Source organism: Rhodococcus sp. IEGM 1306 (assembly GCF_036541985.1).
In the GTDB taxonomy this organism is placed as follows: Bacteria; Actinomycetota; Actinomycetes; order Mycobacteriales; family Mycobacteriaceae; genus Rhodococcus_F; species Rhodococcus_F qingshengii.
The window spans coordinates 90,659-114,002 of sequence record NZ_JAZHFF010000001.1; the positions used below are offsets into that span (position 1 = coordinate 90,659).

24 protein-coding genes are annotated in these 23,344 nt (G+C 61.1%); 15 read left to right on the forward strand and 9 right to left on the reverse strand.

Annotated elements, in window-relative coordinates; translation table 11 throughout:
• Window position 1: 1 nt before the first annotated feature.
• Complete coding sequence (locus V3587_RS00480) at window positions 2-910, reverse strand: ABC transporter substrate-binding protein (protein WP_283383801.1); 909 nt, start codon at window positions 908-910, stop codon at window positions 2-4.
• Between the two features lie 359 nt (window positions 911-1,269).
• Here V3587_RS00480 and V3587_RS00485 point away from each other — a divergent pair, with 359 nt between their 5' ends.
• The 3 genes from V3587_RS00485 to V3587_RS00495 are packed head-to-tail and all read left to right on the forward strand — an operon-like array spanning window position 1,270 to window position 3,619.
• Window positions 1,270-1,686 (forward strand): GntR family transcriptional regulator, encoded by a 417-nt coding sequence (locus V3587_RS00485; protein WP_007729675.1) that lies wholly within the window; start codon window positions 1,270-1,272, stop codon window positions 1,684-1,686.
• A complete protein-coding gene (locus V3587_RS00490) occupies window positions 1,683-2,552 on the forward strand; it encodes an ABC transporter ATP-binding protein (protein WP_230817556.1) in 870 nt (289 codons plus the stop codon). The genes V3587_RS00485 and V3587_RS00490 overlap by 4 nt, the downstream gene beginning before the upstream one ends.
• Window positions 2,549-3,619, forward strand: a complete 1,071-nt coding sequence (locus V3587_RS00495; RefSeq protein WP_232329928.1) for an ABC transporter permease — start codon at window positions 2,549-2,551, stop codon at window positions 3,617-3,619. Before V3587_RS00490 ends, V3587_RS00495 begins: the two co-directional genes overlap by 4 nt.
• Before the next feature lies 1 nt (window position 3,620).
• Here the strand turns inward: V3587_RS00495 and V3587_RS00500 are convergent, their stop codons facing one another.
• Window positions 3,621-4,262: a DUF4232 domain-containing protein gene (locus tag V3587_RS00500; RefSeq protein WP_042447085.1), complete on the reverse strand. Its 642-nt coding sequence runs from the start codon at window positions 4,260-4,262 to the stop codon at window positions 3,621-3,623.
• A 190-nt stretch (window positions 4,263-4,452) separates the two neighbouring features.
• Between V3587_RS00500 and V3587_RS00505 the strand changes: the two genes are divergently transcribed.
• Together V3587_RS00505 and V3587_RS00510 are read left to right on the forward strand one after the other, a co-directional pair.
• The gene (locus V3587_RS00505) at window positions 4,453-5,298 is read left to right on the forward strand and encodes an alpha/beta hydrolase (RefSeq protein WP_003939910.1); all 846 of its coding nucleotides are present in this window, start codon (window positions 4,453-4,455) and stop codon (window positions 5,296-5,298) included.
• Between the two features lie 24 nt (window positions 5,299-5,322).
• Entirely contained in the window at window positions 5,323-6,396 is a 1,074-nt protein-coding gene (locus V3587_RS00510) for a VIT1/CCC1 transporter family protein (protein ID WP_042924901.1), read from the forward strand.
• 105 nt (window positions 6,397-6,501) lie between these two features.
• Here V3587_RS00510 and V3587_RS00515 read toward each other — a convergent pair whose 3' ends face one another.
• On the reverse strand, window positions 6,502-6,873 hold the full coding sequence (locus V3587_RS00515; RefSeq protein ID WP_283375996.1) for a hypothetical protein: 372 nt from the start codon (window positions 6,871-6,873) through the stop codon (window positions 6,502-6,504).
• Window positions 6,874-7,261: 388 nt separating this feature from the next.
• On the opposite strand from V3587_RS00515, the gene V3587_RS00520 reads away from it, so the two are divergent.
• On the forward strand, window positions 7,262-7,411 hold the full coding sequence (locus V3587_RS00520) for a VIT1/CCC1 transporter family protein (RefSeq protein WP_270923125.1): 150 nt from the start codon (window positions 7,262-7,264) through the stop codon (window positions 7,409-7,411).
• An 8-nt stretch (window positions 7,412-7,419) separates the two neighbouring features.
• Here the strand turns inward: V3587_RS00520 and V3587_RS00525 are convergent, their stop codons facing one another.
• Complete coding sequence (locus tag V3587_RS00525) at window positions 7,420-9,252, reverse strand: APC family permease (RefSeq protein WP_283376235.1); 1,833 nt, start codon at window positions 9,250-9,252, stop codon at window positions 7,420-7,422.
• A 94-nt stretch (window positions 9,253-9,346) separates the two neighbouring features.
• Window positions 9,347-10,558, reverse strand: coding sequence for a DUF2254 family protein (locus tag V3587_RS00530; protein ID WP_065351480.1), 1,212 nt, complete (start codon window positions 10,556-10,558; stop codon window positions 9,347-9,349).
• Between the two features lie 117 nt (window positions 10,559-10,675).
• On the opposite strand from V3587_RS00530, the gene V3587_RS00535 reads away from it, so the two are divergent.
• Window positions 10,676-13,042 (forward strand): arylsulfatase, encoded by a 2,367-nt coding sequence (locus tag V3587_RS00535; RefSeq protein WP_283375997.1) that lies wholly within the window; start codon window positions 10,676-10,678, stop codon window positions 13,040-13,042.
• A gap of 47 nt (window positions 13,043-13,089) precedes the next feature.
• Entirely contained in the window at window positions 13,090-13,227 is a 138-nt protein-coding gene (locus V3587_RS00540) for a hypothetical protein (RefSeq protein ID WP_153211511.1), read from the forward strand.
• Between the two features lie 8 nt (window positions 13,228-13,235).
• Here the strand turns inward: V3587_RS00540 and V3587_RS00545 are convergent, their stop codons facing one another.
• From V3587_RS00545 to V3587_RS00555, 3 genes are all read right to left on the reverse strand, one after another.
• A complete protein-coding gene (locus V3587_RS00545) occupies window positions 13,236-14,891 on the reverse strand; it encodes an FAD-binding dehydrogenase (RefSeq protein ID WP_065351479.1) in 1,656 nt (551 codons plus the stop codon).
• Window positions 14,888-15,553 carry a TetR/AcrR family transcriptional regulator gene (locus V3587_RS00550; protein ID WP_042924910.1) on the reverse strand — a complete coding sequence of 222 codons (666 nt, stop codon included), beginning with the start codon at window positions 15,551-15,553 and terminating at the stop codon, window positions 14,888-14,890. Before V3587_RS00550 ends, V3587_RS00545 begins: the two co-directional genes overlap by 4 nt.
• 141 nt (window positions 15,554-15,694) lie before the next feature.
• Window positions 15,695-17,026 carry an MFS transporter gene (locus V3587_RS00555; RefSeq protein WP_064444197.1) on the reverse strand — a complete coding sequence of 444 codons (1,332 nt, stop codon included), beginning with the start codon at window positions 17,024-17,026 and terminating at the stop codon, window positions 15,695-15,697.
• A gap of 157 nt (window positions 17,027-17,183) precedes the next feature.
• Between V3587_RS00555 and V3587_RS00560 the strand changes: the two genes are divergently transcribed.
• The 3 genes from V3587_RS00560 (at window position 17,184) to V3587_RS00570 (ending at window position 19,754) form a co-directional block, all read left to right on the forward strand.
• On the forward strand, window positions 17,184-18,347 hold the full coding sequence (locus V3587_RS00560; RefSeq protein ID WP_003940457.1) for an LLM class flavin-dependent oxidoreductase: 1,164 nt from the start codon (window positions 17,184-17,186) through the stop codon (window positions 18,345-18,347).
• A gap of 150 nt (window positions 18,348-18,497) precedes the next feature.
• Window positions 18,498-19,034: a hypothetical protein gene (locus V3587_RS00565; protein ID WP_007729952.1), complete on the forward strand. Its 537-nt coding sequence runs from the start codon at window positions 18,498-18,500 to the stop codon at window positions 19,032-19,034.
• An 87-nt stretch (window positions 19,035-19,121) separates the two neighbouring features.
• Window positions 19,122-19,754 (forward strand): hypothetical protein, encoded by a 633-nt coding sequence (locus V3587_RS00570; protein WP_283375998.1) that lies wholly within the window; start codon window positions 19,122-19,124, stop codon window positions 19,752-19,754.
• Between the two features lie 10 nt (window positions 19,755-19,764).
• On the opposite strand, the gene V3587_RS00575 is transcribed toward V3587_RS00570, so the two are convergent.
• Window positions 19,765-20,280 (reverse strand): CGNR zinc finger domain-containing protein, encoded by a 516-nt coding sequence (locus tag V3587_RS00575; protein ID WP_003940315.1) that lies wholly within the window; start codon window positions 20,278-20,280, stop codon window positions 19,765-19,767.
• Window positions 20,281-20,305: 25 nt separating this feature from the next.
• Between V3587_RS00575 and V3587_RS00580 the strand changes: the two genes are divergently transcribed.
• The 4 genes from V3587_RS00580 to V3587_RS00595 all read left to right on the forward strand — a co-directional run.
• A complete protein-coding gene (locus tag V3587_RS00580) occupies window positions 20,306-20,497 on the forward strand; it encodes a hypothetical protein (protein ID WP_039973125.1) in 192 nt (63 codons plus the stop codon).
• 103 nt (window positions 20,498-20,600) lie between these two features.
• Complete coding sequence (locus V3587_RS00585; RefSeq protein WP_283375999.1) at window positions 20,601-22,208, forward strand: AMP-binding protein; 1,608 nt, start codon at window positions 20,601-20,603, stop codon at window positions 22,206-22,208.
• A gap of 127 nt (window positions 22,209-22,335) precedes the next feature.
• A complete protein-coding gene (locus V3587_RS00590) occupies window positions 22,336-22,620 on the forward strand; it encodes a hypothetical protein (RefSeq protein WP_165638976.1) in 285 nt (94 codons plus the stop codon).
• Between the two features lie 38 nt (window positions 22,621-22,658).
• The coding region (locus tag V3587_RS00595) for a hypothetical protein (RefSeq protein WP_331698796.1) at window positions 22,659-23,344 on the forward strand (686 nt) is incomplete at its 3' end.

Genomic DNA, 23,344 nt, shown 5'->3' on the forward strand with positions numbered 1-23,344 from the left:
CTCAGGCCGCGGGAACTTGGGCAACGATGGCCGCGACGGCCTTCACCTGATCGGCGACACGAGGTCCCCAGCGGCTGGAGAGGTCTTCGTCGAGCACATGGATCTGGTTGCCGGTAACCGCTTTCATGCCGCTCCACCCGGGTCGAGCGGCGACGGATTCTGCTGTCACTCCGCAGCATTGGGAGTCTGCGAGAAAGATGAGATCGGGATTGGCCTGTACCACGAATTCGGCGGACAACTGCGGATAGTCACCCTGCCCCGCGGCGTCGGCGATGCTCTTCATTCCGAACAGCGAGTAGATCTGCCCGACGAAGCTCGAACTCGTGACGGTGTAGAGCGAGGAGTCGAGTTCGTGGAAGTACGTCAGCGGCTGTTGGCGCGCAGGAACACTGGCGACAGCGGCGTCGATGTCCGAGCGCATGGTGTCGACAACTTCGGTGCCCTTGTCTTCGTGGCCGGTGGCCTTCGCGACGCGCTCGATCTGGGCGTAGACGTCGTCGATGCTCGTCGCTGCCGGTAGCAGGAGTGTCGGCACCTTCGCCTTTTGCAGTCCGGAGACAAGATCGTTCATGTCATCCGATGCGATCACCAGATCCGGTGCGTAGCCGAGGATGGCTTCGACGTTCGGTTGAAAGCCCGAGAGATCGGTGACCGGGATACCGGCCGGGTAGTCGGACTGATTGTCGACGGCCTTCACCTGATCGCCCGCGTCGACTGCCCACAGGGTCTCGGTGGCGCTGGGACTGAGTGACACGATCGACTGAGGGCGTGACTCGATGCTGATGTCCGTGCCGGAATCCATGGGACCGGAAACAACAGTCACCGGGAACGAGCCGTCCGAGGCGGCTGTGGTTGCGGGTGCATCGGACGTCGAGCTACTGCACGCACCGGCAAGCAGTGCGGCGCTCATCGTCAGTGCTGCAAGTACAGATCTGAATTTACGTGTCGGCCGAGTACTCACAGCCACCCCTCCGCTAGTGGTGAAGGGTCGCGAGCAGCGCGGCCGCGAGGCGAAGCGCCACGAGCGGTCCTTCGTCCGAGAACCATCGTGTCGCCACGAGGCCGGTGACCTGACTCGTTCGCCTCGAGTAGTGACGGGCGAATTCACAGTTGCGTCGACAGTGCCGGGGTTTCACCGAACTTCACACGAGCAGCGTGGCACCCCGGTGAACCGGGGCATCTGCACTTTACAGGGGTCGTCTGGCTTGACCCGGGAGGTCAAGGCAGGGTAAATATCTATTCCACTAATGAACTAGTGAAAGGGTTCGGATGATCGACTTCCGTATCGACCGCCGATCCGGCATTCCCACTTACGTGCAATTGGTCCTTCAGGTGAAGCAGGCGCTCAGGCTCGGTGATCTCCAAGTCGGGGATCGGCTGCCCACAGCCAAGGACGTCGTGGGAGCGCTCGCGATCAACCCGAACACAGTCCTGAAGGCCTACAAGGAACTCGAGCGCGACGGACTTGTTGCTCCGCGGCCCGGATTGGGCACGTTCGTCGTCAAGTCCCTGGCCAAGCCCGGTATGGCGGAAAGCTCTGCGCTACGGCGCGAGTTGGCGCGTTGGGTGGCAGATGCCGTGGCCGCCGGACTCGAGCGCACGGACATCGAAGCATTGGTGAGTTTGGAGCTCGAGAAGACGTTCATCGAATCGGATCCGTCCGGAAAGCAGGGGGAGACATCATGACTGAGCAAGAATCTGCGCTCACGATGCAGGACGTGGACAAGCGCTTCGGCAAGAAGAAGGTGCTCGACGCCTGCACTTTCGAGGTCGCAACGGGAAGCATCACTGCCCTGGTCGGGGTGAACGGAGCGGGCAAGTCCACACTGATGTCCTTGGCGGTCGGGTTGACGATGCCTGACCACGGTTCGATCTCCGTCCTGGGCAGCACGCCGGATCAGGACGGCATCTGCCCAGGCCTGTCGTACCTCGCTCAGCACAAGCCTCTGTATCCCAAATTCACTGTTGCAGAACTTCTTCGATTCGGCGCATATACCAACGACGAGTGGGATGCGAAGTACGCTCTGGATCTGGTGGAGCGCGCTGGGATTGCTCTCGATGCAAAGGCGAAGACTCTGTCACCAGGTCAACGAACCAGGGTTGCACTGGCTTTGGCGCTCGGACGCAGACCGCAGTTGCTTCTACTCGACGAGCCCTTGGCGGATCTCGATCCGGTGGCACGGCGGTCCGTCGCGACCACTCTGCTCGAAGACGTTGCCGAGTACGGCACCACGGTTCTGTTGTCGTCACACATCGTCTCGGAATTGGCAGACGTCTCGGATCGACTTCTTCTGCTGGGCGGCGGAAACGCGAGATTGTCCGGTCCGTTGGATGAATTGATCGCTGCTCATTACGTATTGATCGGGGACGGCGATCCTTCGGACGTGGTCGGTGCCGGTGCGGTCATTCATACCGACAAGGGGATGCGGTCGAATTCTCACGTGGTGGAGGGAATCCGTCCGAGCCCTCGGGCCGGCTGGGTGATCGACGACGCAACTCTCGACGACGTGGTGCTCGGGCACCTGAGCGCAGAAACGATGGTGGCGGCATGATCTGGGTTACGTGGCGGCACCACCGGACATCGCTCGTTGTGTCATTGGGATTCATCGCGGCACTAGCAGTCATTGTCTTGTCGAGTGGTGCGATCATCAAGAGCAGCGGACAAACCCAACGCTTCGGATCGCCACTCAGTTGCTTCGACGACATCACCGCGATCTGCACGGCAGAGACGGCTCTCACCCTGACGACAGTGGTTGCTACTGCTCTGCCGGTGTTCCTCGGCGTGTTGATCGGGGTAACCGTGTTTTCGCGGGATGTCGAACAAGGAACACACGTACTGGGGCTTACTCAATCGGTCAGTCGGACTCGGTGGTTCTGGACCCGTGTGTTGATCGTCTTCCTGCCGATTTCTGTGGCTTCCGCATTGCTCGGATTTGCATTGCAATGGGCTCGATCCCTCCCGGATAACTCCCGGTATGGATTTGTTGCCGGGCGTTCGACTTTCGTCGAGATATCGAACCTGTCGTATCCACTCTTTCAATCCAGCGGACTGGTCTTGGGTGCGTACACATCCATGTCACTCTTGCTCGGAGCAGCACTGGCTTTGCTGGTGCGCAGTTCGATCGGCGCAATGGCGATCACGATGGTCGGTGTTGTTGCGATCCTGGCAGGATTTCAGTTGGTTGCACGACCCGATTACGCCGAGCCGAGTGTCCGAACATCACCCGTCGCCGGATTCAGTTCCTACTATTCGAGCGATACCAGTATCCCCGCGGTCAATTGGGAACTCGCGCAGGGATATGTCGACCTCCGAGGTAACTGGGTCGACATCGGATACGACGAGTGCATGTGGGGTGGATCAGGCGATGAGGACCCGTACGACCAGCGCCCGGAGGAGACCGGCGCCGAGTACAGCCTCCGCATGGATGTGCTCTCAGCGCAGCAGAACAGAGAGATGGAGATCTGTTTGCGGCAGCACGGGGTCGACCACTACGAAGTTCGCTACCACTCGGATGATCGGTTCTGGCGTTTCCAGTTCACGGAAGCTGCACTCGTCCTGATCCTTTCAGGCCTGTTCCTCCTGCCTGCGCTCTGGGGTCTACGACGTCTCAAGCCGTGACTCAGCGGGCGACCGGCGCGACCGTCAGCTGGTTGATGTTCGCGCCGGTCATCGAGCAACCCTTGGTGGGGTAGGCGAGGAAGACCGAGTCGTAGCTGTTGGGTGGGTAAACCCTCAGTCCCGCAACGTCGGTCACGCCGCACTGATCTGCCGGGTAGTTCTCGACGTTCGTAGCTCGCACCAAAGACGTTGCGGCAGAGCCAGGGGCAAGGGAGACGAGTGAACCGGATCCGGAGCGGCCGGCTGCAGCACCCACTTCGCTTCCGGACGCTCCCGTGACATACGAGACGCCGGGGAAACCGTCGAGCGTGCACGTGCGGCCGCCCGTGTTGGTGAAGACCACCGGAAGCTCCACAGAACCGGCGGCGCCACTCGACTCGCCGAGGGTGACGTTCAGTTCCCCGATCGCGCAGCCTTCGGGATTGGGTGCCGTCGAGGTTGTCGTTTGGGTGTGGTCGGTATGGGTCGTCGAAGGTGAAGCGGTGCCGGTCTGGGTCGTCGGCGCAGAGGCGGTCGTCGTTGAGGCGGGTGCCGGTGAACTCTCGGCCGTTCCCGTTTCATCCGAGCCGCAACCGCTGAGAAGGGCGAGAGCAGCAAGTGGAGCCGCCAACAAGCCGACGTTGCGCATGCGGTTCGAATTCATCGCTCTGTACTCCTCAGGCTGGTCGACAACTGTTTCCGAACATCCGTGTCCGGTATATCCGAGTTTGAAGCCGGATGTGCAGAAACGAATCAGGCTCGCCGGTGATCAGGACCTACTTCCCGGATGGATTGCCGTTGCGGATCTAGCATGAGAAATGACCTGTCCGGATCGCGACCACCGGGAGTAGCGCATGTTCACCTTCACCAGCGACGACGGAGTGGTCATTCATGTCCACGAATGGCCCACCGAGCAGGAACCTCGAGGGGTTGTTCAACTCGCGCACGGTATGGGTGAGCACGCAAAACGCTACGCACACGTTGCCGAAGCCCTGAATGCTCGCGGTTTCCACGTCTACGCGGCGGACCACCGCGGCCACGGTGAGAGCATGCACGCCGGCCCAGGCAACATCGGCGACGACGGCTGGAACCGCTTGGTGGCAGACATGGTGACCCTCACGGGCATCATCCGCGACAAACACCCCGGCCTGCCCGTCGTACTGCTCAGCCACAGCCTCGGTTCGTTCGCTTCGCAGCAGTACATCCTCGACCATTCACACCTGATCGACGCCGTCGCACTGTCGGGGACCACCGCGGTCGATCAACTCATCGAGAGCCTCGTCAACGACGGCCCGGACGTCCTCGCCCAGTTCAACGCCGAATTCGAACCGGCCCGTACTCCGCACGACTGGCTCAGCCGTGACGAAGCGCAGGTGGATCTGTACATCAACGATCCACTGTGTGGTTTCAGCCTGGACGACGCCGGCATGGGCGGGCTTATCGCAGCTGGGCCGAGGTTCGTCGACGTCGAGGGCGTGCGACAAGACCTTCCGATCCTGGTCTTCGTCGGCACCTCGGATCCTCTCAACGCCGCGCTGAGCCGTACCGACGTCGCAGTCGAACGGTACAACTCGGCGGGGATCGAAGACGTCACCTATTACACCTATCCGGGTGCCAGGCACGAGATCTTCAACGAGACCAACCGCGACGACGTCATCAATGATCTGACGACGTGGATGGACCGCGTACTCGAAGCGTGACCGCCTCACCGGAAGGGGAACACGATGTCCACAGTTCCGGCCGCACGACCCGATCCAGACCCGCGAGATGTCAAGCGCTGGAGACGATACCTCGCCGACGAACAAGCCGAGGCCGCCGTCTACCGCGACCTCGCGGGTAGGCGCAGCGGCGAGGAGCGCGAAATCCTTCTCGCACTGGCCGATGCGGAGGGTCGACACGAGGCGCACTGGCGAGCGCTACTCGGCGATCACGTCGGCAAACCACTTCGCGGTGATATCCGCACTCGGATACTGGGCTTTCTGGCCAGACGCTTCGGCTCTGTCTTCGTGCTCGCTCTTGCCCAGCGCGCGGAGACGCGATCCCCCTATCCGAACGACGCCGACGCGACCGCATCGATGGGCGCGGACGAGAAGATCCACGAAGAAGTGGTGCGGGCCTTGGCCACCCGAGGCCGCAACAGACTTTCGGGGACGTTTCGTGCCGCCGTCTTCGGAGCCAACGACGGCCTCGTCAGCAATCTCGCTCTTGTACTCGGCATCAGCGGTAGCGGCGTCTCCAATCAGATCGTTCTGATCACCGGCATGGCCGGGCTTCTGGCCGGCGCCCTGTCGATGGGCGCCGGCGAGTACGTTTCAGTCCGCTCGCAGCGAGAGTTGTTGGAAGCGTCCAATCCTGGTCCGGCTGCCAGCGAAGCTGTCGGACTGCTCGACGTCGACGCGAACGAATTGGCCCTGGTCTACCGGGCCCGCGGCATGTCCGCCGAGGAAGCGGATCAGCGCGCCGCCGAGGTCCTCGCGAACAGCACCTTCGGCGCCGCCGACGTTGTCGACGACCATGAAGCTGTCGGAACCGGGTTGGGCGCAGCGGCGGCAAGTTTCTGCTTCTTCGCCTCGGGCGCAATCATTCCGGTGCTGCCGTATCTGTTCGGCCTGGAAGGCATGACGGCTCTGATCGTCGCATCTGTTCTCGTGGGGATCGCGTTGCTGACGACGGGCGTTGTGGTCGGGTTGCTCTCGGGCGGGCCGCCGTTCAAGCGGGCCCTACGCCAACTTGCGATCGGCTACGGCGCTGCCGGCGCGACGTATCTGCTCGGCATGCTGTTCGGGACTTCGCTCTGAGCGTCTGCTTACGCGCGTAGGGCGCGACGGAATCCCCTTCCCGTGAGCACAGTCACGGAGTAAATTGTCATATCCCGCGGTCGGTCCTCTCGAAGTTTATCGATATCAGTGCTCAGTTCGGCCTTCCTTCAACCAGTCCTTCCAGTTTTGCTTTTCGGTGGTGTTCTGTCCTGAACGCCCGTGAACTGGACCTACTAACTTGCATTGCCAGCATTGATACGTCAGTTCGGTGGACGGTACGTTCTGTTGCGCATTGCACTGCACACATATCGCGACATTCGTTCCAAGTGGAGCAGGCGGGAGGCCGGGGCTCACTAGGGCTGCTGCAAGTATTCCCAACGGACCGAAGCAAAATCCCAACAAGAAAAACCCGAGTTGGCTTCGATTCTTTTTTGCTGCGATCACTCCGGCAATAATTCCGAAAATTAGCCAGATCATTCCCGCGACGAAGAGGATTCCGGCCGTATCGTTGCTCATCTGTACTCCTCGTAGGTCTTCAATAATCTATTTCGACTATCAAGAATTGGCCGCTCACAAACAAACTCAAGTAGCGAAGCGCTACCGGCAAGGTTGTCGTATAGGGGCAAACCCAGTGAAATCCTAAGAATATTAATGCACTTAAATGCTTCCTGTCTGTCCTCCGAACGGCGGACAAAGAAACACACGTTAGTCAGAGCGATTTGTCCTAGTGCCGTGCTGGAATGTGCCTGATCTGCGCAAGGTATTGCCTACCCGATGCGCGAAATCCACGTGGCATTGCGGATCAAATTTTGTGGATGGCTGTTTCGACCATCGCGAACAGCACCTTAGGAGCCGCGGATGTTTGTCGACGACCAGTAAGGGGTCGGAACCGGATGGGTGCAGCGTGGGGATCGCGTTGCTGACGACGGGCGTTGTGGTCGGGTTGCTGTCGGGCGGACCGCCGTTCAAGCGGGCCCTACGCCAACTTGCGATCGGCTACGGCGCTGCCGGCGCGACGTATCTGCTCGGCATGTTGTTCGGGACCTCGCTCTGAGCGTCGGCTCATGCGCGTAGGGCGGGATCGCGGTGAGCCGGATCGATCCGAACCGGAATCTGGCACACCACGGCCTCGGTGTGTTTGCGCAGTGCATGAGCGATCTCATCGGTCCGTTGGCTCGGGAGGAACCGGTGCCATCTGGTCGCCGGGTCGATGGTGGCGACGACAACAAAGGTCTCTCGGTGGGGCAAGTGTGTGCGGATGTATCGGGCGAGGGTGTTCCCCACGGAATTCTCGGTGTCCTCGATGACGATCAAACGCGAATTCGGGTGTCGGGCTTGCCATCGGCGTGTGAAGTCCGTCGTCGATTCGTGGGCCAGGCAGACTCGAATTGCGATGGGCTGTGACGACATCGCCGTTGCCGCGGCCATCGCGCGGGTGGAGAGCGACGTAATTTCGGACACGGGTACTAGGACCGCTGGTTTGTATCCGATAGACAGAGAATCGTTCTCACCCTGAACGGTTAACCGAGTACCGATATGTGTGTACGCACCGCGGATGCGTTCCATGCCGAGGACGAGCGCAGGGAGCGCGAGAGCGATCAACCAGGCGCCCTCGGTGAACTTCATGGCGGTTGTCACCACTGCTGCGATCGAAGTCAACGCAGCCCCGAAACCGTTGAGCGCTAGGCGCCACTTCCAGCCCGGCGTCTGTTCGGCGAGCCAGTGGCGCACCATGCCGAACTGCGCGAGCGTGAATCCGATGAACACACCGATGGCGAACAGCGGCACCAAGGTGTTCATGTTTCCGCCGGATCCGATGAGCAGGAGAGCACCGACGCCACCGAGCGACAAGACGCCGTAAGTGAAGACGTCACGCGACGACTTCCGGCTGAAGCGGTGCGGGAGCACGTTGTCGTCGGCGAGGATCCGCATCAGGTTGGGAAGTCCGCCGTACGAGGTATTCGCGGCCAACGCCAACAGAATCACGGTGGAGAATTGGACGACGTAGTAGCCCACACCATTTCCGAGGGCAGCGGAAGTGAGTTGCGACAGGACCGTTGTTCCGGGGACTGGGGCCAGTGAGAACTTTTCGATCAACACTGCAAGGCCGATCAGCATGGTGCCCAACAGGATTCCCAGAGCTACTTCGGCACGCTGAGCGCTACGCACGCGAGGCTTCTTGAAACTGGGTACCGCGTTGGCGATGGCTTCGACACCGGTCAATGCGGCGCAACCACTCGAAAATGCCTTGAGCAGAAGGAGAATGCCGATCGTGTGTGCGTTGTCGACGACGAAGGGAGCCGTTGCGGCAGCAGGGTTTTCCCGAAGCAGTCCGGCACCGATCACCGTGAAGATGCTGACGACAAAAACCACGGTGGGCAACATGAATACCCGCGCGGAATCTGCGATGCCCCGTAGATTCAGTGCAGTGATGCCGCCGAGTATCGCCAGTGCGATCCAGACCGTATAGGGAAGAAGCGCAGGGAAGGCGGAGGTCAGAGCCGCGACACCGGCTGCGATCGATACCGCGACGTTGAGGGTGTAGTCGACGATCAACGACGCGGCGGCGGTCAAACTTGCCCGCGGGCTCAGATGCTTCTTTGCGACGGCGTAGGCGCCACCGCCTTCGGGAAATGCGGCGATCACTTGGCGATACGACGCCACCAGGACCACAAGCAGCACTGCGATGGCGATTGTCACCGGCACGGTGAACCCGATCCCTGCGCCGCCGGCGAGGGCCAACACCAACACGATGGCTTCTGGCCCGTACGACACCGAGGCCATCGCGTCGAGCGAAAGCCCTGCCAGTCCGGTTGCGACGGAGAGCTTCTGATTCTCTGGCCCACGGGCCGGGCGGGTCGTCGACGATATGACTCCACGGTGTCCGAGTATCACTGCATGTCTCACCGAGTCAGTATCGTCATTTCCCGTAGCTCTGAGACTGATCTTGACGATGCTTTGACGCGATGGCCCGCAAATCTGTACGGGTTCACAACGGGGGTTCGAGTCGCGGGAAGCCTTGTGACAGCTGATCAATCCAGCGAGCGCGTTTGGCGAGAATATCGCGGTTCCGAGACTCCGATTGGGCGGCGACGTGCGAAAGTAGGTCGCGAAGTCGGCCCAGAACGAGTGGCGAGTTCGATGCCGAGGCTATGACGTCGTCCAGTCCGGTTCTGACGAAGCTCGTGAAGTCGGGCAGTGGAATCACCACACGCAGATCACCACGCTCGTCGACGGCCCGGATCGAATCTGCGCGTACGGAGGCCACCAGAGAGAGGAGGTCCTCGATCTCGTCCAGAGCCTGCACGGCCGTCGCAGGATCGTTGATAGCGGGTGAGAGCGCTCTGAGCGCGATGTCAGCCAACAACCGAATCGCGAGTAGGGGGTCCTGGGTGAAGGTCCGCTCACTCCCACTGACCAAGGCGTCAAGGATCGTGTTGGCGGGCATGGGTCCGCCGTAGACGTCGGCGAGCGGCAATCCGTCTCGCAGCGTGCTACCCGGCGACACTCGGAGGACCACCATGGATCGGCAGTTCCGAGCGTTCTGCAGCAGATCTTCGACGAGGATCTGCTGCAGAACGGCCGGCGGTCGATGCCACTCGATTGTCGTGATCACCGGAAGTGTTGGTAGAGGAGGCAACTCCAGATCGGTGGTGGGGTACACGGCGGCGAAGACTGCTCGGCCACGACTCGAGATCGTGGTCAGTACAGGAGCCAACTGGATGGCCGAGAATGCGCGCAGCTGGAGCAGTCTGATCAGCGTCAGCGTGGCCAAGAGTGCCAGCACTGCGAGACTTGGCACAACCACGGACACATCCGTTTCGTTGCTGATGGCGAGCGCCGCCGTGATGTCGAAAACCGACTGGCCTATCGCGAAGGCAAACGTCCGCCACACGATGGGGTCGTCGCGGAACAACAACAAGCGAGGAGTGAAGGTGGTCGCGGCCCACTGGACTACAAGGAACAGCAGCGAGAAGATCACTGCAACTACACCCAATAACCCCAGTCCGAGGGCAACGAGCATCTCGCTGACCTGACGGGCGGGAATCATCGGGCCGCTCCGGACATACGGCATCCCCAGTCCGGCAGCCAGTCCCACGACGACGCACAGGATCTGGGTCAGGCCGGCACGTACACGGCGCCGGGGGACGAGGAAGGCATGCCCGATCGGGGTGGGAGCGAAACGTCCGGGCTGATCCACACTTCAAGCCTCCACGCTGCGGCAATGGTGCGCCTTCACCCGAAACGGATGATGTCGACGTCGTCGTGATCCTGAAACGCTTGAAAGAGCCATGTGAGAGACAGAAGGCGAGACGTCATGACGGATCCGACAGACCAGAGCCGCGCCGTACTACCGATTCCGGATCGACAACATCTTGGTCTGGTGACGTACGACGCGAAGGATCCGGACACCGAGTTTCCGCCGATCACTCCGCTACTACCGCCGGCCGGCGCACCCAATGTTCTGGTGGTCCTGTTGGACGACGTGGGATATGGCGCGAGCAGTGCCTTCGGAGGACCAGCGGACACACCGACTGCTGAGCGATTGCAAAGTAATGGGCTCACGTACACGCGGTTTCACACGACGGCACTGTGTGCTCCGACCCGCGCCGCTCTTCTGAGCGGGCGCAACCATCATTCGGTCGGCATGGGATCGATCACCGAAACCGCTACCTCGGCTCCTGGTCTTTCCGGGCTGCGGCCGAATACCAAAGCCGCACTGCCGATGACGTTGAAACTCAACGGATACTCGACGGCGCAGTTCGGCAAGTGTCACGAGGTTCCGCCGTGGCAAACATCCCCGGTGGGACCGTTCACGTCGTGGCCGACGGGAGAAGGCGGATTCGAGCATTTCTACGGATTCATCGGCGGGGAGAACAACCAGTATTACCCGGCGCTGTACGAGGGCGTCGCGCCTGTCGAGCCGGACAAGACACCGGAGGAGGGTTACCACCCCACCGAAGACCTTGCCGATCACGCGATCGACTGGGTTCGGATGCAGAAGTCATTGGCTCCGGACAAGCCGTTCTTCGTCTACTTTGCACCCGGCGCTACCCGTGCGCCGCACCATGTTCCGATGGAGTGGGCCGACAAGTACGAGGGCCGGTTCGCAGGAGGTTGGGACGCTCAACGCGAATCAATTCTCGAGCAGCAGAAACAGCGGGGGGTCGTTCCCGCGGATGCGGTCCTCACCCCGCGTCCCGAGGCCATCCCGGCGTGGGAGGACATGAGTGAGGAGATGAAGCCCGTCCTCGAACGCCAAATGGAAGTCTATGCAGGATTTCTCGAACACACCGATTTCCATGTCGGCCGGCTTGTCGATGCGATCGAAGAACTCGGAGCTCTCGACAACACCCTCGTGTACTACATCATCGGAGACAACGGAGCGTCCGCAGAGGGGACGATCAACGGCGCTTTCAACGAGATGGCCAACTTCAACGGACTCGCCGCCATCGAGACGCCCGAGTTCATGGCGGAAGTGAAAGACAAATTCGGTACCAAGGACGCATACAACCACTATTCCGTGGGGTGGGCGTGGGCAATGTGTACGCCGTATCAGTGGACGAAACAGGTTGCGTCACACTGGGGTGGCACCCGTAACGGGACGATCGTGCACTGGCCTGCAGGGATTCGGACCAAGGGGGAGACGCGGTCGCAGTTCACCCACGTCATCGACGTTGCACCGACGATCCTCGAAGTCGCGAAACTACCGGAACCGACCTTTGTCAACGGCGTCCAGCAATCACCCATCGAGGGGACCAGCATGGTCTACACCTTCGACGACGCCGAAGTCGCCGAACGTCACGATCTGCAGTACTTCGAGATGGCCGGCAACCGTGGAATCTATTACAAGGGTTGGAGTGCGGTCACCAGGCACAGCACTCCGTGGCTTTTCGCGGAGGCACTCCCCGCTCTCGACGACGACGTGTGGGAGCTCTACGACGGGTCTCAGGATTGGACGCAGTCCAAAGATTTGGCGGCCGAGTTGCCGGAGAAACTCGCTGCACTGCAACGCTTGTGGTTGATCGAAGCAGTCAAGTACAACGTGCTTCCGATCGACGACCGAAGATTCGAGAGGTTCAACCCTCACATCGCGGGGCGTCCGCAGTTGGTGTCCGGGAATCGACAGGTTCTGTTTCCCGGAATGAAACGGCTGAGCGAGCACAGCGTGCTGAGTATCAAGAACCGATCATTCAGTGTCACAGCAGCAGTCGACGTCGCGGATGGCATTACTGCCAACGGTGTGATGATCGCGCAGGGAGGCAGATTTGGTGGCTGGGCACTTTACGCGCGGGAAGGCCGCGCCAAATTCGTCTACAACCTATTGGGCATGACCGAGTTCGTCATCGGTTCCGACGTTGACATTCCGGCAGGATCACACCAGATCAGAGCTGAGTTCACCTACGACGGAGGTGGTCTCGCCAGAGGCGGTGGGGTCACGATCTATCACGACGGTCGCGAAGTGGGCTCAGGTCGCGTCGAGCAGACGCAACCGATGGTCTTCTCCGCGGACGAGACCACCGACATCGGGGATGACTACGGCATGCCTGTCAGTGTCGATTACAGTGGCGCAACCACATTCAACGCACGTATCGACGTCGTGCAGATCGATGTCGGTGACGACGACCATACCCACCTCATCGATCCGGAGGAGGTGGCGCGAGTGGCGGTGTCCAGACAGTGATTCCACAGGCAAGAGCAGCAGTCACAATCTCCTGAGGGAGGGTCGCAATGCCGACCGTCATCCGTACTGTTCACGATCTGGTCCGCCACGCGCGCGGGCCGACGCACCATCACCACCATCAATCCGTGCACGAGGCGCGGCGAATGCGTGCCCACCACATTCTGGTCACGCATTCGCTCGCCTGATTTCGGGGCTACAGGTCGCGCGCCAATGCTCGTCCGGCTGCGCGGCCCGAGAAGATGCAGCCGCCGAGGAAGGTCCCCTCGAGTGCGCTGTAACCGTGGACTCCGCCGCCGCCGAAGCCCGCGACTTCACCGGCTGCGTACAGGCCGTCGAAGACACTGCCGTCGGCCTTGATGACCTGCGAATCCAGGTTGGTTTCCAAGCCGCCGAGAGTCTTGCGTGTGAGCAGGTGCAACCGGACCGCGATCAGTGGGCCGTTCTTGGGGTCCAGGATCTTGTGCGGTGCAACGACGCGCACGATCTTGTCTGCCAACAGATTACGGGCACCGTGGATGGCGGTGACCTGGAAGTCCTTGCTGTACTTGTTGTCGACTTCGCGGTCGCGGGCGATCATCTCGCGTTCGATGTCCTCGTAGTCGAGGAGCGGTTCGTCGGTGAGGGCGTTCATGCCGTCGACCAGATCACGAAGGTTGTTGCGCACCACGAAGTCCGCGCCCTTCTGCTTGAACGCCTCGACCGGTCCCGGCGCGCCCTTCTTGATTCGTTCGAGGAGGAGCTTGAAGTCGCGGTTGGTGAAGTCAGGGTTCTGTTCCGATCCCGAGAGTGCGAACTCCTTCTCGATGATCTTCTGGTCGAGGATGAACCACGTGTACTCGTGGCCGCTGTCGAGGATGTACTTGAAAGTTCCCATCGTGTCGAAGCCGGGGAAGTTGGGGACCGGCAGACGCTTGCCGGTGGCGTCGAACCACATCGAGGACGGTCCGGGGATGATTCGGATTCCGTGGTTGGGCCAGATGGGATTCCAGTTCTGGATGCCTTCGGTGTAGTGCCACATGCGGTCGCGGTTGACGATGTTTCCGCCCGCGGATTCGGTGATTTCGAGCATGCGCCCGTCGACGTGCGCCGGTACTCCCGTCAGCATGTGCTTCGGAGCCGTGCCGAGTCGCTCCGGCCAATTCTTCTTCACCAGTTCGTAGTTGCCGCCGATTCCACCGGAGGTGACCACGACGGCCTGTGCGGCGAACTCGAATTCGCCGATGGAGGTGCGCGAGCTCTTCACGCCGCGCAGATCACTGGAAGGTTCGAGGACGGTTCCGCGTACACCAGTGACCGCACCATCGGTGACGACGAGTTGATCGACTTGGTGGCGGTGCTTGAACGTGACCAGTCCACGCTTCTGAGCGGCGATCACTTTGGTCAGAAAGACATCGACGACGCCAGGTCCGGTGCCCCAGGTGAGGTGGAAGCGCGGTACCGAATTGCCGTGTCCAAGAGCCATTCCGCGGCCACGTTCGGCCCAGCCGACATTCGGCATCAGGCGAAGCCCCAGATCGTGCAGGTACTGACGCTTGTCGCCGGCCGCGAACTCGACGTACGCCTTGGCCCACTGACGCGGCCAGTGATCTTCGCGGTCGCGGTCGAATCCCGCTGTGCCCATCCAGTCCTGCATCGCCAACTCGAGGGAGTCCTTGATGCCGAGTCGGCGTTGTTCGGGGCTGTTCACGAGGAAGAGTCCGCCGAGAGACCAAAATGCCTGCGCGCCGAGGTTGGCAGCGTTCTCCTGTTCCACGACAAGGACTTTGCGGCCCGCGCGCGTCAGTTCGTAGGTGGCGACCAGTCCCGCCAGCCCTGCCCCGACAACGATGACGTCAGCTTGTTCGCTCACGACAACTCCTCTTCCGATTGGTTGTTCTGGATTATTTCGCTGTAGGACAGCAGAATTCGAGTGAAGATATCGCGGCGCAGTGCAAAGGCGGCGTTGGTGTCGGTATCGACGAGGCACTGCACGCTGGTGCCGTCGTGCACTGCAACCAATGCCCGTCCCAACGCCGTCGGGTCGCCGACGATTGTTCGCCCGACATCGCTGAGTGCGGACTCCACGATGGGCAACAGGGTGCGAAGGATCGCGTCTTCACGGTCGGCAAGGGCTTTGCGAAGTGCCGGGTTACGGAGCGCGTGGGCTGTGAATTCCGCGTTGATCCGGTACCACTGCGGGTCGACCGGAACCACCGCCACGATCCGGGCGACAGCGGCATGGATGTCGACGATGTTACCGGCGGTGATCGACTCCGTCGCCAGCCGTAGATCGGCGAGCATTGATGCAGATCGCTGCTCCCACATCGCGAAGAACAATTCGTCGAGTGAATCGAAGTTGGAGTAGAACGCGCCTCGGGAGTATCCGGCGCGTTCGCAGATCTGCTCGACCGTGGCGTGCCCGAACCCGGATTCGGAGAAGACATCTGCAGCCGCGTCGAGCAGACGCTGCCGGGTCTGACCACGGCGTTTGGTGACACGCTTGGCCGGCGAGTTGTCCGTTCCAGTCGTCATCGGCGCCTCCGTCAGGGTGGGACCCCAAACGATACACCGATGTATCCGATGCGCAGGCGTATCTCGATCTGTTCTTCTTCGCAGGTATTTCTATACATATCTAGTAAATGTGCAAGAGAGGTGAATATTCAGATGTGATCGCTACAGATGCAGATCACGCTTCCTGATCGCCGCAGTGGCGACGACGCTGATCGCCGAGGTGGCCACCAGATATCCACAGGCCAGCCACGGTGAACCGCCGGTGGCGCCGATCAGTGCAGTAAGGATCAGAGGTGTGACGCCGGAGGCGTAGATACCAGAGAACTGATAGACGACCGACAACCCGGTGTACCGGATTTCTGTGGGGTAGAGGCTCGCATACAGCGTTCCCTGGGCGCCGTAGAACAAGGCATGAATCACTCCGAAGACCACGACCATCGCGACTCCGAAGAGCAGGAGATTCTCGGTACCGAACAGTGCGAAGGCGGGGAAGATCGCGAGGCCGTACGCGGCGATGCCCACGATGTAGACCCGTTGCGGGCCGAACCGATCAGCGAGTGAACCGGAAAACGGCAGCAAGATCGCCATCACTACTGCGGCCACGGTGACCACAAGAAGTACCGGAACCTTTTCGAAATGCAGAGTCTTGGTTGCATACGTGATTGCAAAGACGCCCCAGGTGTTGAACGCGGCGCCCTCGCCCCAGCGAGACAGCATGCCCAGTACGGTGTTTCGCGCGACTCTTCCTTGAAAGACTTCCCTGAGCGGGGCGGATGAGCGCTGTTCGAGGTCGCGAACGGCCTGAAATGCCGGCGTCTCGTCGACCTTCAAACGGACCACCAACCCCACGATCACGAGTACCAAGCTCAGAACAAAGGCTATGCGCCAGCCGAAACGGAGAAACTGTTCGTCGTCGAAGACCGTTTGAAGTAGTGCGAACATTCCTGTGCCCAAAGCCAAGCCGAGAGCCAGTCCGATCTGCGGGATGCTGCCGAACAGCCCGCGCTTCTTCTCCGGACTGTGTTCGACCGCCAGAAGAACGGCTCCGGCCCACTCACCACCGAGAGCAAATCCCTGCAGGATACGAAGCAGCAGAAGCAGAATCGGTGCAACGACCCCGATTTGAGCTGCGGTCGGAAGGACACCCATGAGCGCCGTCGCGATACCCATGATGAACATCGTGAGGGCAAGCGTTTTCTTGCGCCCGATGCGATCGCCGATGTGACCGAACACCACTCCGCCGATGGGGCGAACGAGAAAGCCGACCGCGAAGGTCGCAAAAGAAAGCATGGTCCCGACAAAGGAACTCTGGTTGGGGAAGAACAGTTGATTGAAGACGAGGCTCGCGGCCGTCGCATAGAGGAAGAAGTCGTACCACTCGACCGTCGTGCCGAGCAGGCTCGCGGCGACGACGGTTCTCAGTCTGGATCGCCGCTCGTCGTCGGTCTCGTTCGAGAACGGTGAATTGTGCTCGACTTCGGCAAACGTGGTCATCGGAGCCCCCGGGTCGCGGTGCAAATTCACGAAGGTATCGCCGGAGCCGAAAGTGGGCACCCGTAGCGATCAGGGTGATTTCAACCCTGTTCTTCGAGGTGGACTGTGGTTGTAATGACAGAAGAGTTCTGCCTGTTCGTCGACGAAAGGAATCACCGTGTCACTGCGCTTCCACTGGTTCTTGCCTACTTACGGTGATTCCCGGAATCTGATGGCGGGTGGGCACGGCAGCTCGATGTCCGGTGATCGTCCGGCGACGCTGAAATACCTCAATCAGATCGGCGCGGCCGCCGAGACGAACGGCTTCGAGGCCGTCCTCACGCCGACCGGCGCGTGGTGCGAAGACGCATGGCTGACGACAGCGATGATGCTCGAGACCACCGAGACGCTCAAGTTTCTGGTTGCTCTGCGACCGGGATTGCTCAGCCCGACGCTGGCCGCCCAGATGGCCGCAACCTTCCAATGGCAGTCGGGCGGTCGTCTGCTGCTCAACGTCGTGACCGGCGGGGAGGACCACGAGCAGCGCACGTTCGGTGACTTCCTCGACAAGAACCAACGGTACGCACGATGCGGCGAGTTCCTCGACGTGATCCGCCAGTTGTGGTCCGGTAACGGTCCGGTTGATTTCTCCGGCGAGTACGTCAACGTGGAAAAGGCTACGCTGCAGCGTATTCCGGATCCGGTACCGCCCATCTTCTTCGGCGGATCGTCGCCGGCGGCCGGAACCGTCGCATCGCGTTACGCGGATACGTATCTCACCTGGGGTGAGACGCCGTCCGCTGTTGCCGCCAAGATCGCCTGGATCCGCGACCTCGCGGAAGTCCAAGGTCGTCACCTCGACTACGGAATCCGTCTGCATGTCATCAGCCGGGACACCTCGGAACAGGCATGGGCAGAAGCGGATCGGCTGCTCAGTGCGCTCGATCCGGCGACCGTCGAGCAGGCTCAGGCGAGTCTTGCGCGATCCGGCTCCGAAGGTCAGCGTCGAATGCTCGAATTGCACGGCGGCGGTTCGGCTTACAAGGAGGGCGTCGGAGCGAGGTCGCTGGAGATTGCGCCGAACCTGTGGACCGGCGTCGGATTGGTGCGAGGGGGTGCAGGCACCGCATTGGTAGGTTCGCACCAAGAAGTGGCTGATCGGATTGCCGAGTACGCGGCGATCGGCCTGGATCACTTTGTATTGTCGGGCTATCCCCATCTCGAAGAGGCGTATCAGTTCGGTGAGGGTGTGCGTCCGATCCTCGAAAAGCGTGGATTGGTAGCACCGCACGGTTCGGTCGGCGGACCGGTGCGGACGCCCTTCGTCTCCAGTGGGAACTGAGTCGAAAAGCAAGCTCTTCGAGAAGGGGACGTTTGTCCCGATCTTTCGGGCACGGCCTCCCTCCGGGACTATTCACGCAATTCGGTCAGTAGATCCGTTCTAGGCTGCGCACTGTTGCCGAACTCAAGGCGCAGTACGAAAGGATCCTCGATGAAGCTGGGCACGAGTGGAGTACGTCGCGTCGTGGGAACCGTGGCAGTCGCCGCTGCAACCGCGGCAGGCGTCGCGATGGTCAATCCTGCAACTGCGTCGGCCGAGGTGGTCCCGCCGGTCGTCTCGTACAAGGTGACCGGAAACGATCTGGCACTGACGATCACGAACAACAACACGGGCATTGCCCCGTTGTGCCAGGCGTTTGTCGTCAACGCCGCGGATTCTGCTGCCGTGCTTGATGATCCGCTCAAGCTGCTCGATCCGAACCTTGTGGTGTACCCCAAGATCACCGACCCGTCCTCACTGTTCGCCGTCGGTAAGGGGCAGACGGTCACCAACACCGTGACCGATGTTCCGGACGGAACCTACGCCGTGCTCGGTGCGTGCTCCGATCTTCTCGATCTGGAGACGTTGGGTAAGCCTGTTCCTGGCGTGCCGAGCCTCGTTGTCATCGGTGGACCGTTCAGCGGCATCAATACCGGAAGCCTGAGCGACCTGTTCGGCAGCGGCAGCCTCGAAGGACTTTTCGGGTAGCTCACCGTCTGTCTCCCCAATTTTCCGACTGAGCGGTCTATTCTTCAGGCATCTGGTGATCTGACCGACTTGCCTGGAGGTTCGGAAATGCGAAGTCGTGGATTCAAACGCGTTCTCGGAAGCATTGCCGCGGCGTCGGCCGCCGTCGTGGGACTTGTTGTCATGACTCCGGCGACGGCGTCGGCAGCACCGGCGATTCTCCCGCCTCCGATGTCGGTGAGCGCAGCGGACAATGCGATCACCTTCACCATCACCAACCCGAACCCGCGGTTCAGCTTCATCAACTGCACAGTGGCGATCCTCAACGCCAGAGATGTCCCCGACGTGATTCGTGATCCGGCAAAGCTGCTCCAGCCCGGCGTGTTGGTGTATCCGACCGTCAGCAACATCCTCGATCTGTTTGCTGTTTCGCCTGGGCAGACGATCACGCGGACCGTCGGCAATCTGCCGGCCGGGGTGTACGCCGTTGCGGGAGCGTGCGTTCGACTGCTCGATCCGACCAACCCCACTATCGCGATTCCGCAGGCCGTTGTGGTCGGCGGCTGGTTCGAGGGCGCCGGAACCGGAAGTCTCTCAGGTTCTTTGGAGGACCTGGGATACAACACGGTCCAGGACTTGATCGACGCGTGGAATCGAATCAGCTCGGGAAGCAGCGGCGGCAGCTTCCAGTTCGACTACCAAGGTGGCTCGGATTTCGAGGTAGTGGGTCCCACGTCGTAGTCGGTCCGGCTCACTTGCGCGCGCGGTGGCGTCGCACCGCGTCGCGATTCGCACACGTGGGGGAGCAGTACCGCTGATTGCCGTTGCGTGAGGTGTCCGCATAGATGTTGGTGCACTCGTCCAGGGTGCACCGACCTAATCTGTGCATTCCGCGGCCGACGAGGTGCAGCGCCGTGCCTACCGAGAAGAGGGCCTTGAGGACCTCGGCGAGCGACTGTTGCGGATCGCGGTAGTGCAGATGCCACCCGTCGTTTGCATGGTTGGTCATGCGCGGATACGCCGACGCTTGCTCGAGCATGACGTTCACCAACTCGGCGCGGGCTGCCTCCTCCGTGACGTCGACGATTTTCGACCACTCGATCAGAAGGTCGAGGGTCTCGTCGAGGTCCTTCTCGGCGATGGGGAAATCGAGAATGATGCCTGCATCGACGCAGCGTTCGACGAGTTCGGCCAAGGTCTCGGGATTTCGATTGGCCAGGTCGGCGGCCAGCGTCACCGCATATTCGCCGTAAGGGTTGAGATGCACAATGCCATTACATCATGCTCGTCGTATGAAGAAAACAGATTTCGCGCCGATAAGTTGCATCCACCGCTGGGAGATCGAATCTCGGCATCGGACCAGCGAGGGGACGGTCACCTACCTGCGCTGCCATTGCGGGTCGTGGCAGACCTTGCTCGCCGAATGGGTGTCGGGCGGTGCGGGCTCGGCCGTCGCTGCGCCGATCAAGGTCAGGTCCAGGTAATGGTCAGCTAATCGCTCCGTTTTGCCTCGGGTGACATGGAACGTGTTCTAGATTCAGGGTTGTATGCCTCGGTATCGCGGCGCAGACTCTGAAAGGGAAGACGATGCAGTTCAACCTCGCTGATGTATTCGAAACCGTCGCCAGCTCGGTGCCTGATCGCGTCGCCTTGACTTACGAGGGAGAGAACTTCTCCTACGCTGAGCTGGACGCGGAAGCCAACCGAACGGCCAACCTGCTCGCGCAAGCCGGCATCTCGCGCGGCGATCATGTAGCCCTGTTCCTGAAGAACAGCGTCGAACATGTCACGTCGATCCTCGGGTTGATCAAGATCCGTGCGGTCCCGATCAACGTGAACTACCGGTACACACCCGCCGAGCTCGAGTACATCTTCACCAACTCCGACTCGGTCGCAGTGGTCGTGGAACTCCCCGAGCATCAGCGTGTCCTTGCTTCCCTTTTCGGTGCATGCCCGAAGGTGAAGACGGTGATCGTGATCGGCGAGGTCGAGGCCGACCTGGTCGCCGCAGCGAAAGCGCATGAAGTTTCCGTGGTTTCCTTCGACGACGCTCGCGAGATGTCACCGGTAGGGGAGTTCGATTCTCGTTCGGGCGACGACGTGTACCTGCTCTACACCGGCGGGACCACCGGATACCCGAAGGGCGTCATGTGGCGTCACGACGACTTCTTTCGTAAGCCGCTCTCCGGCGGAAATCCGTACGGCGAGGAAGCTCGACAGGACCTCGCCGAGATAGCCAGCGCTGCAAAGGAATTTCCGGAACTCTCGTTCCTCATTGCCGCCCCCCTCATGCACGGCGCAGCGTTGTATTCGCTGTTCACGTTCCTCACCCTCGGCGCGCGCGTGGTTCTACGACGAGAATTCGTTGCGGAGAAGGTCGTCGAAGCGATCGAGAAGGATTCGGTACAGGTGATCCTGATCGTCGGTGACGGCATGGGACTGCCGTTGGTCGACGAGATGGAACGACGCAAAGACGAGGTCGATTTCAGCAGTCTCTTCTCGATCACGTCAGGTGGTGCGATCTGGTCCACCAGCGTTCGAGACCGCATGCTGGCGGTGAAGCCGGACCTGCTGTTGCGGGACAACTTCGGAGCCTCGGAGTCCGGTAATGACGGCGCCTTCTCCATCGACGAGGCGGGGAATCTGCGAATGCCGCCCTCGCCGAACATGATCCTGGTCGACGAGCGGCTCGAAGAGATCCCCGCCGGCTCCGACGACGTGGGCTACATCGCGCGTATCGGAAACGTCCCGCTCGGGTACTACAAGGACGAAGAGAAGACCGCCCGCACGTTCCCGACCCGCGCTGACGGCACCCGTCTTTCGGTGCTCGGCGACATGGGCAAGGTTGAAGCGGACGGCACGATTGTCTTCCTGGGTCGTGGCTCGCAGTGCATTAACACCGGTGGCGAGAAGGTTTTCGCCGAAGAGGTCGAGGCTGCCCTTCACGCGCATCCGGCAATATCGGACGCACTCGTTGTCCCCGCACCCGACGCGCGCATGGGGCAGCAGGTTGCCGCGGTGATCGCGACCTACCCCGGATCCGACGAGTTGACTCTCGAAGCGGTTCAGGAACATTGCCGTAAGACGTTGGCCGGTTACAAGGTGCCGCGCACGATCGTGCTGGTCGATGAAGTCAAGAGGACCCCGGCCGGTAAGGCGGACTACCGCTGGGCGACGACACTGGCGTCGTCCTAGCAGTGTGGAGTGGGTGGCGACAACCTTTCACACGGATTTCACCACGACATAAGAGACATACCGGAAAGATGGCGCAGAGTAAGTCGTTCGCGCCTTGCGTCGTCACTCCACGAAAGGGTCTCAGCTCATGCTCATCATCGGAATAATCCTGTTCGGGATCGTCATCGGAGCGGGAGCCCAGCTGATTCTGGGGAAAACGACCGCACGAGTGGACTGGACCTTCGCGTTCATCGCGGGAATCGGTGGTTCGCTGGTCGGCGGATTGCTCGTGAGTTTGATTGCAGGCGACGGATTATCATTGCGCCCGAGCGGCATCCTCGGGTCCCTTGCCGGCGCTGTCATCATCACCGCGGGGTGGCAGTGGTACCGCGGGAGGAACGCAACTACAACTACGCGTCCGTCTGATCGCTGATTTCCACAGTTCCGTCAGGGGACGGAGAGCGTCGACATATGACCGAACTACTCGATGAAGTCCTCACCGCACATGGCGGAGTCGAACGTTGGCAGTCTGTTTCAGCGATCACGGCACGGGGACGTTTGGGCGGTCTGCTGCCTCAGCGCTTCCCCGGCAACAAGCTGGCGAAGTTCACGGTCGAGGTTGAAGTCGCCGAGCAACGCACTGTCCTCCAAGACTTTCCGCGTGTCGGCGAGTGCGCTGTGTTCGACAAGGGCGTCGTGCGGATCGAAACTCGTGACGGCGAAGAACTCGGGAGTCGAACCGACCCACGTCCAGAGTTTTTCGGGTTGAGTGGAGTCCGGCGCAACCTCCACTGGGACGCGCTCGACACCGCTTACTTTGCCGGCTACGCCTTTTGGAACTATCTGAACGCACCGCTGCTGCTCGCCCGCGACGACATCACTGTCACCGAAGCCGAACCTTGGCAGGAATCCGGGCAGCAATGGCGACGACTACAAGCAACGTTCGCGCCGGCGATCGATACCCATTGCCGGCAGCAGACCTTCTATGTCGACAACGGTGGCCGCATCCGCCGTCACGACTTCGTCGCCGAACCGGTAGGCAGCTGGGCGAAAGCTGCTCTCTACTGCGACCAGCATCGCGAGTTCGACGGTCTCACCTTTCCCACTCGACGACGTGTGCTCCCGAGGAGGGGGGGGGGGGGGGGGGGGGGGGGGGG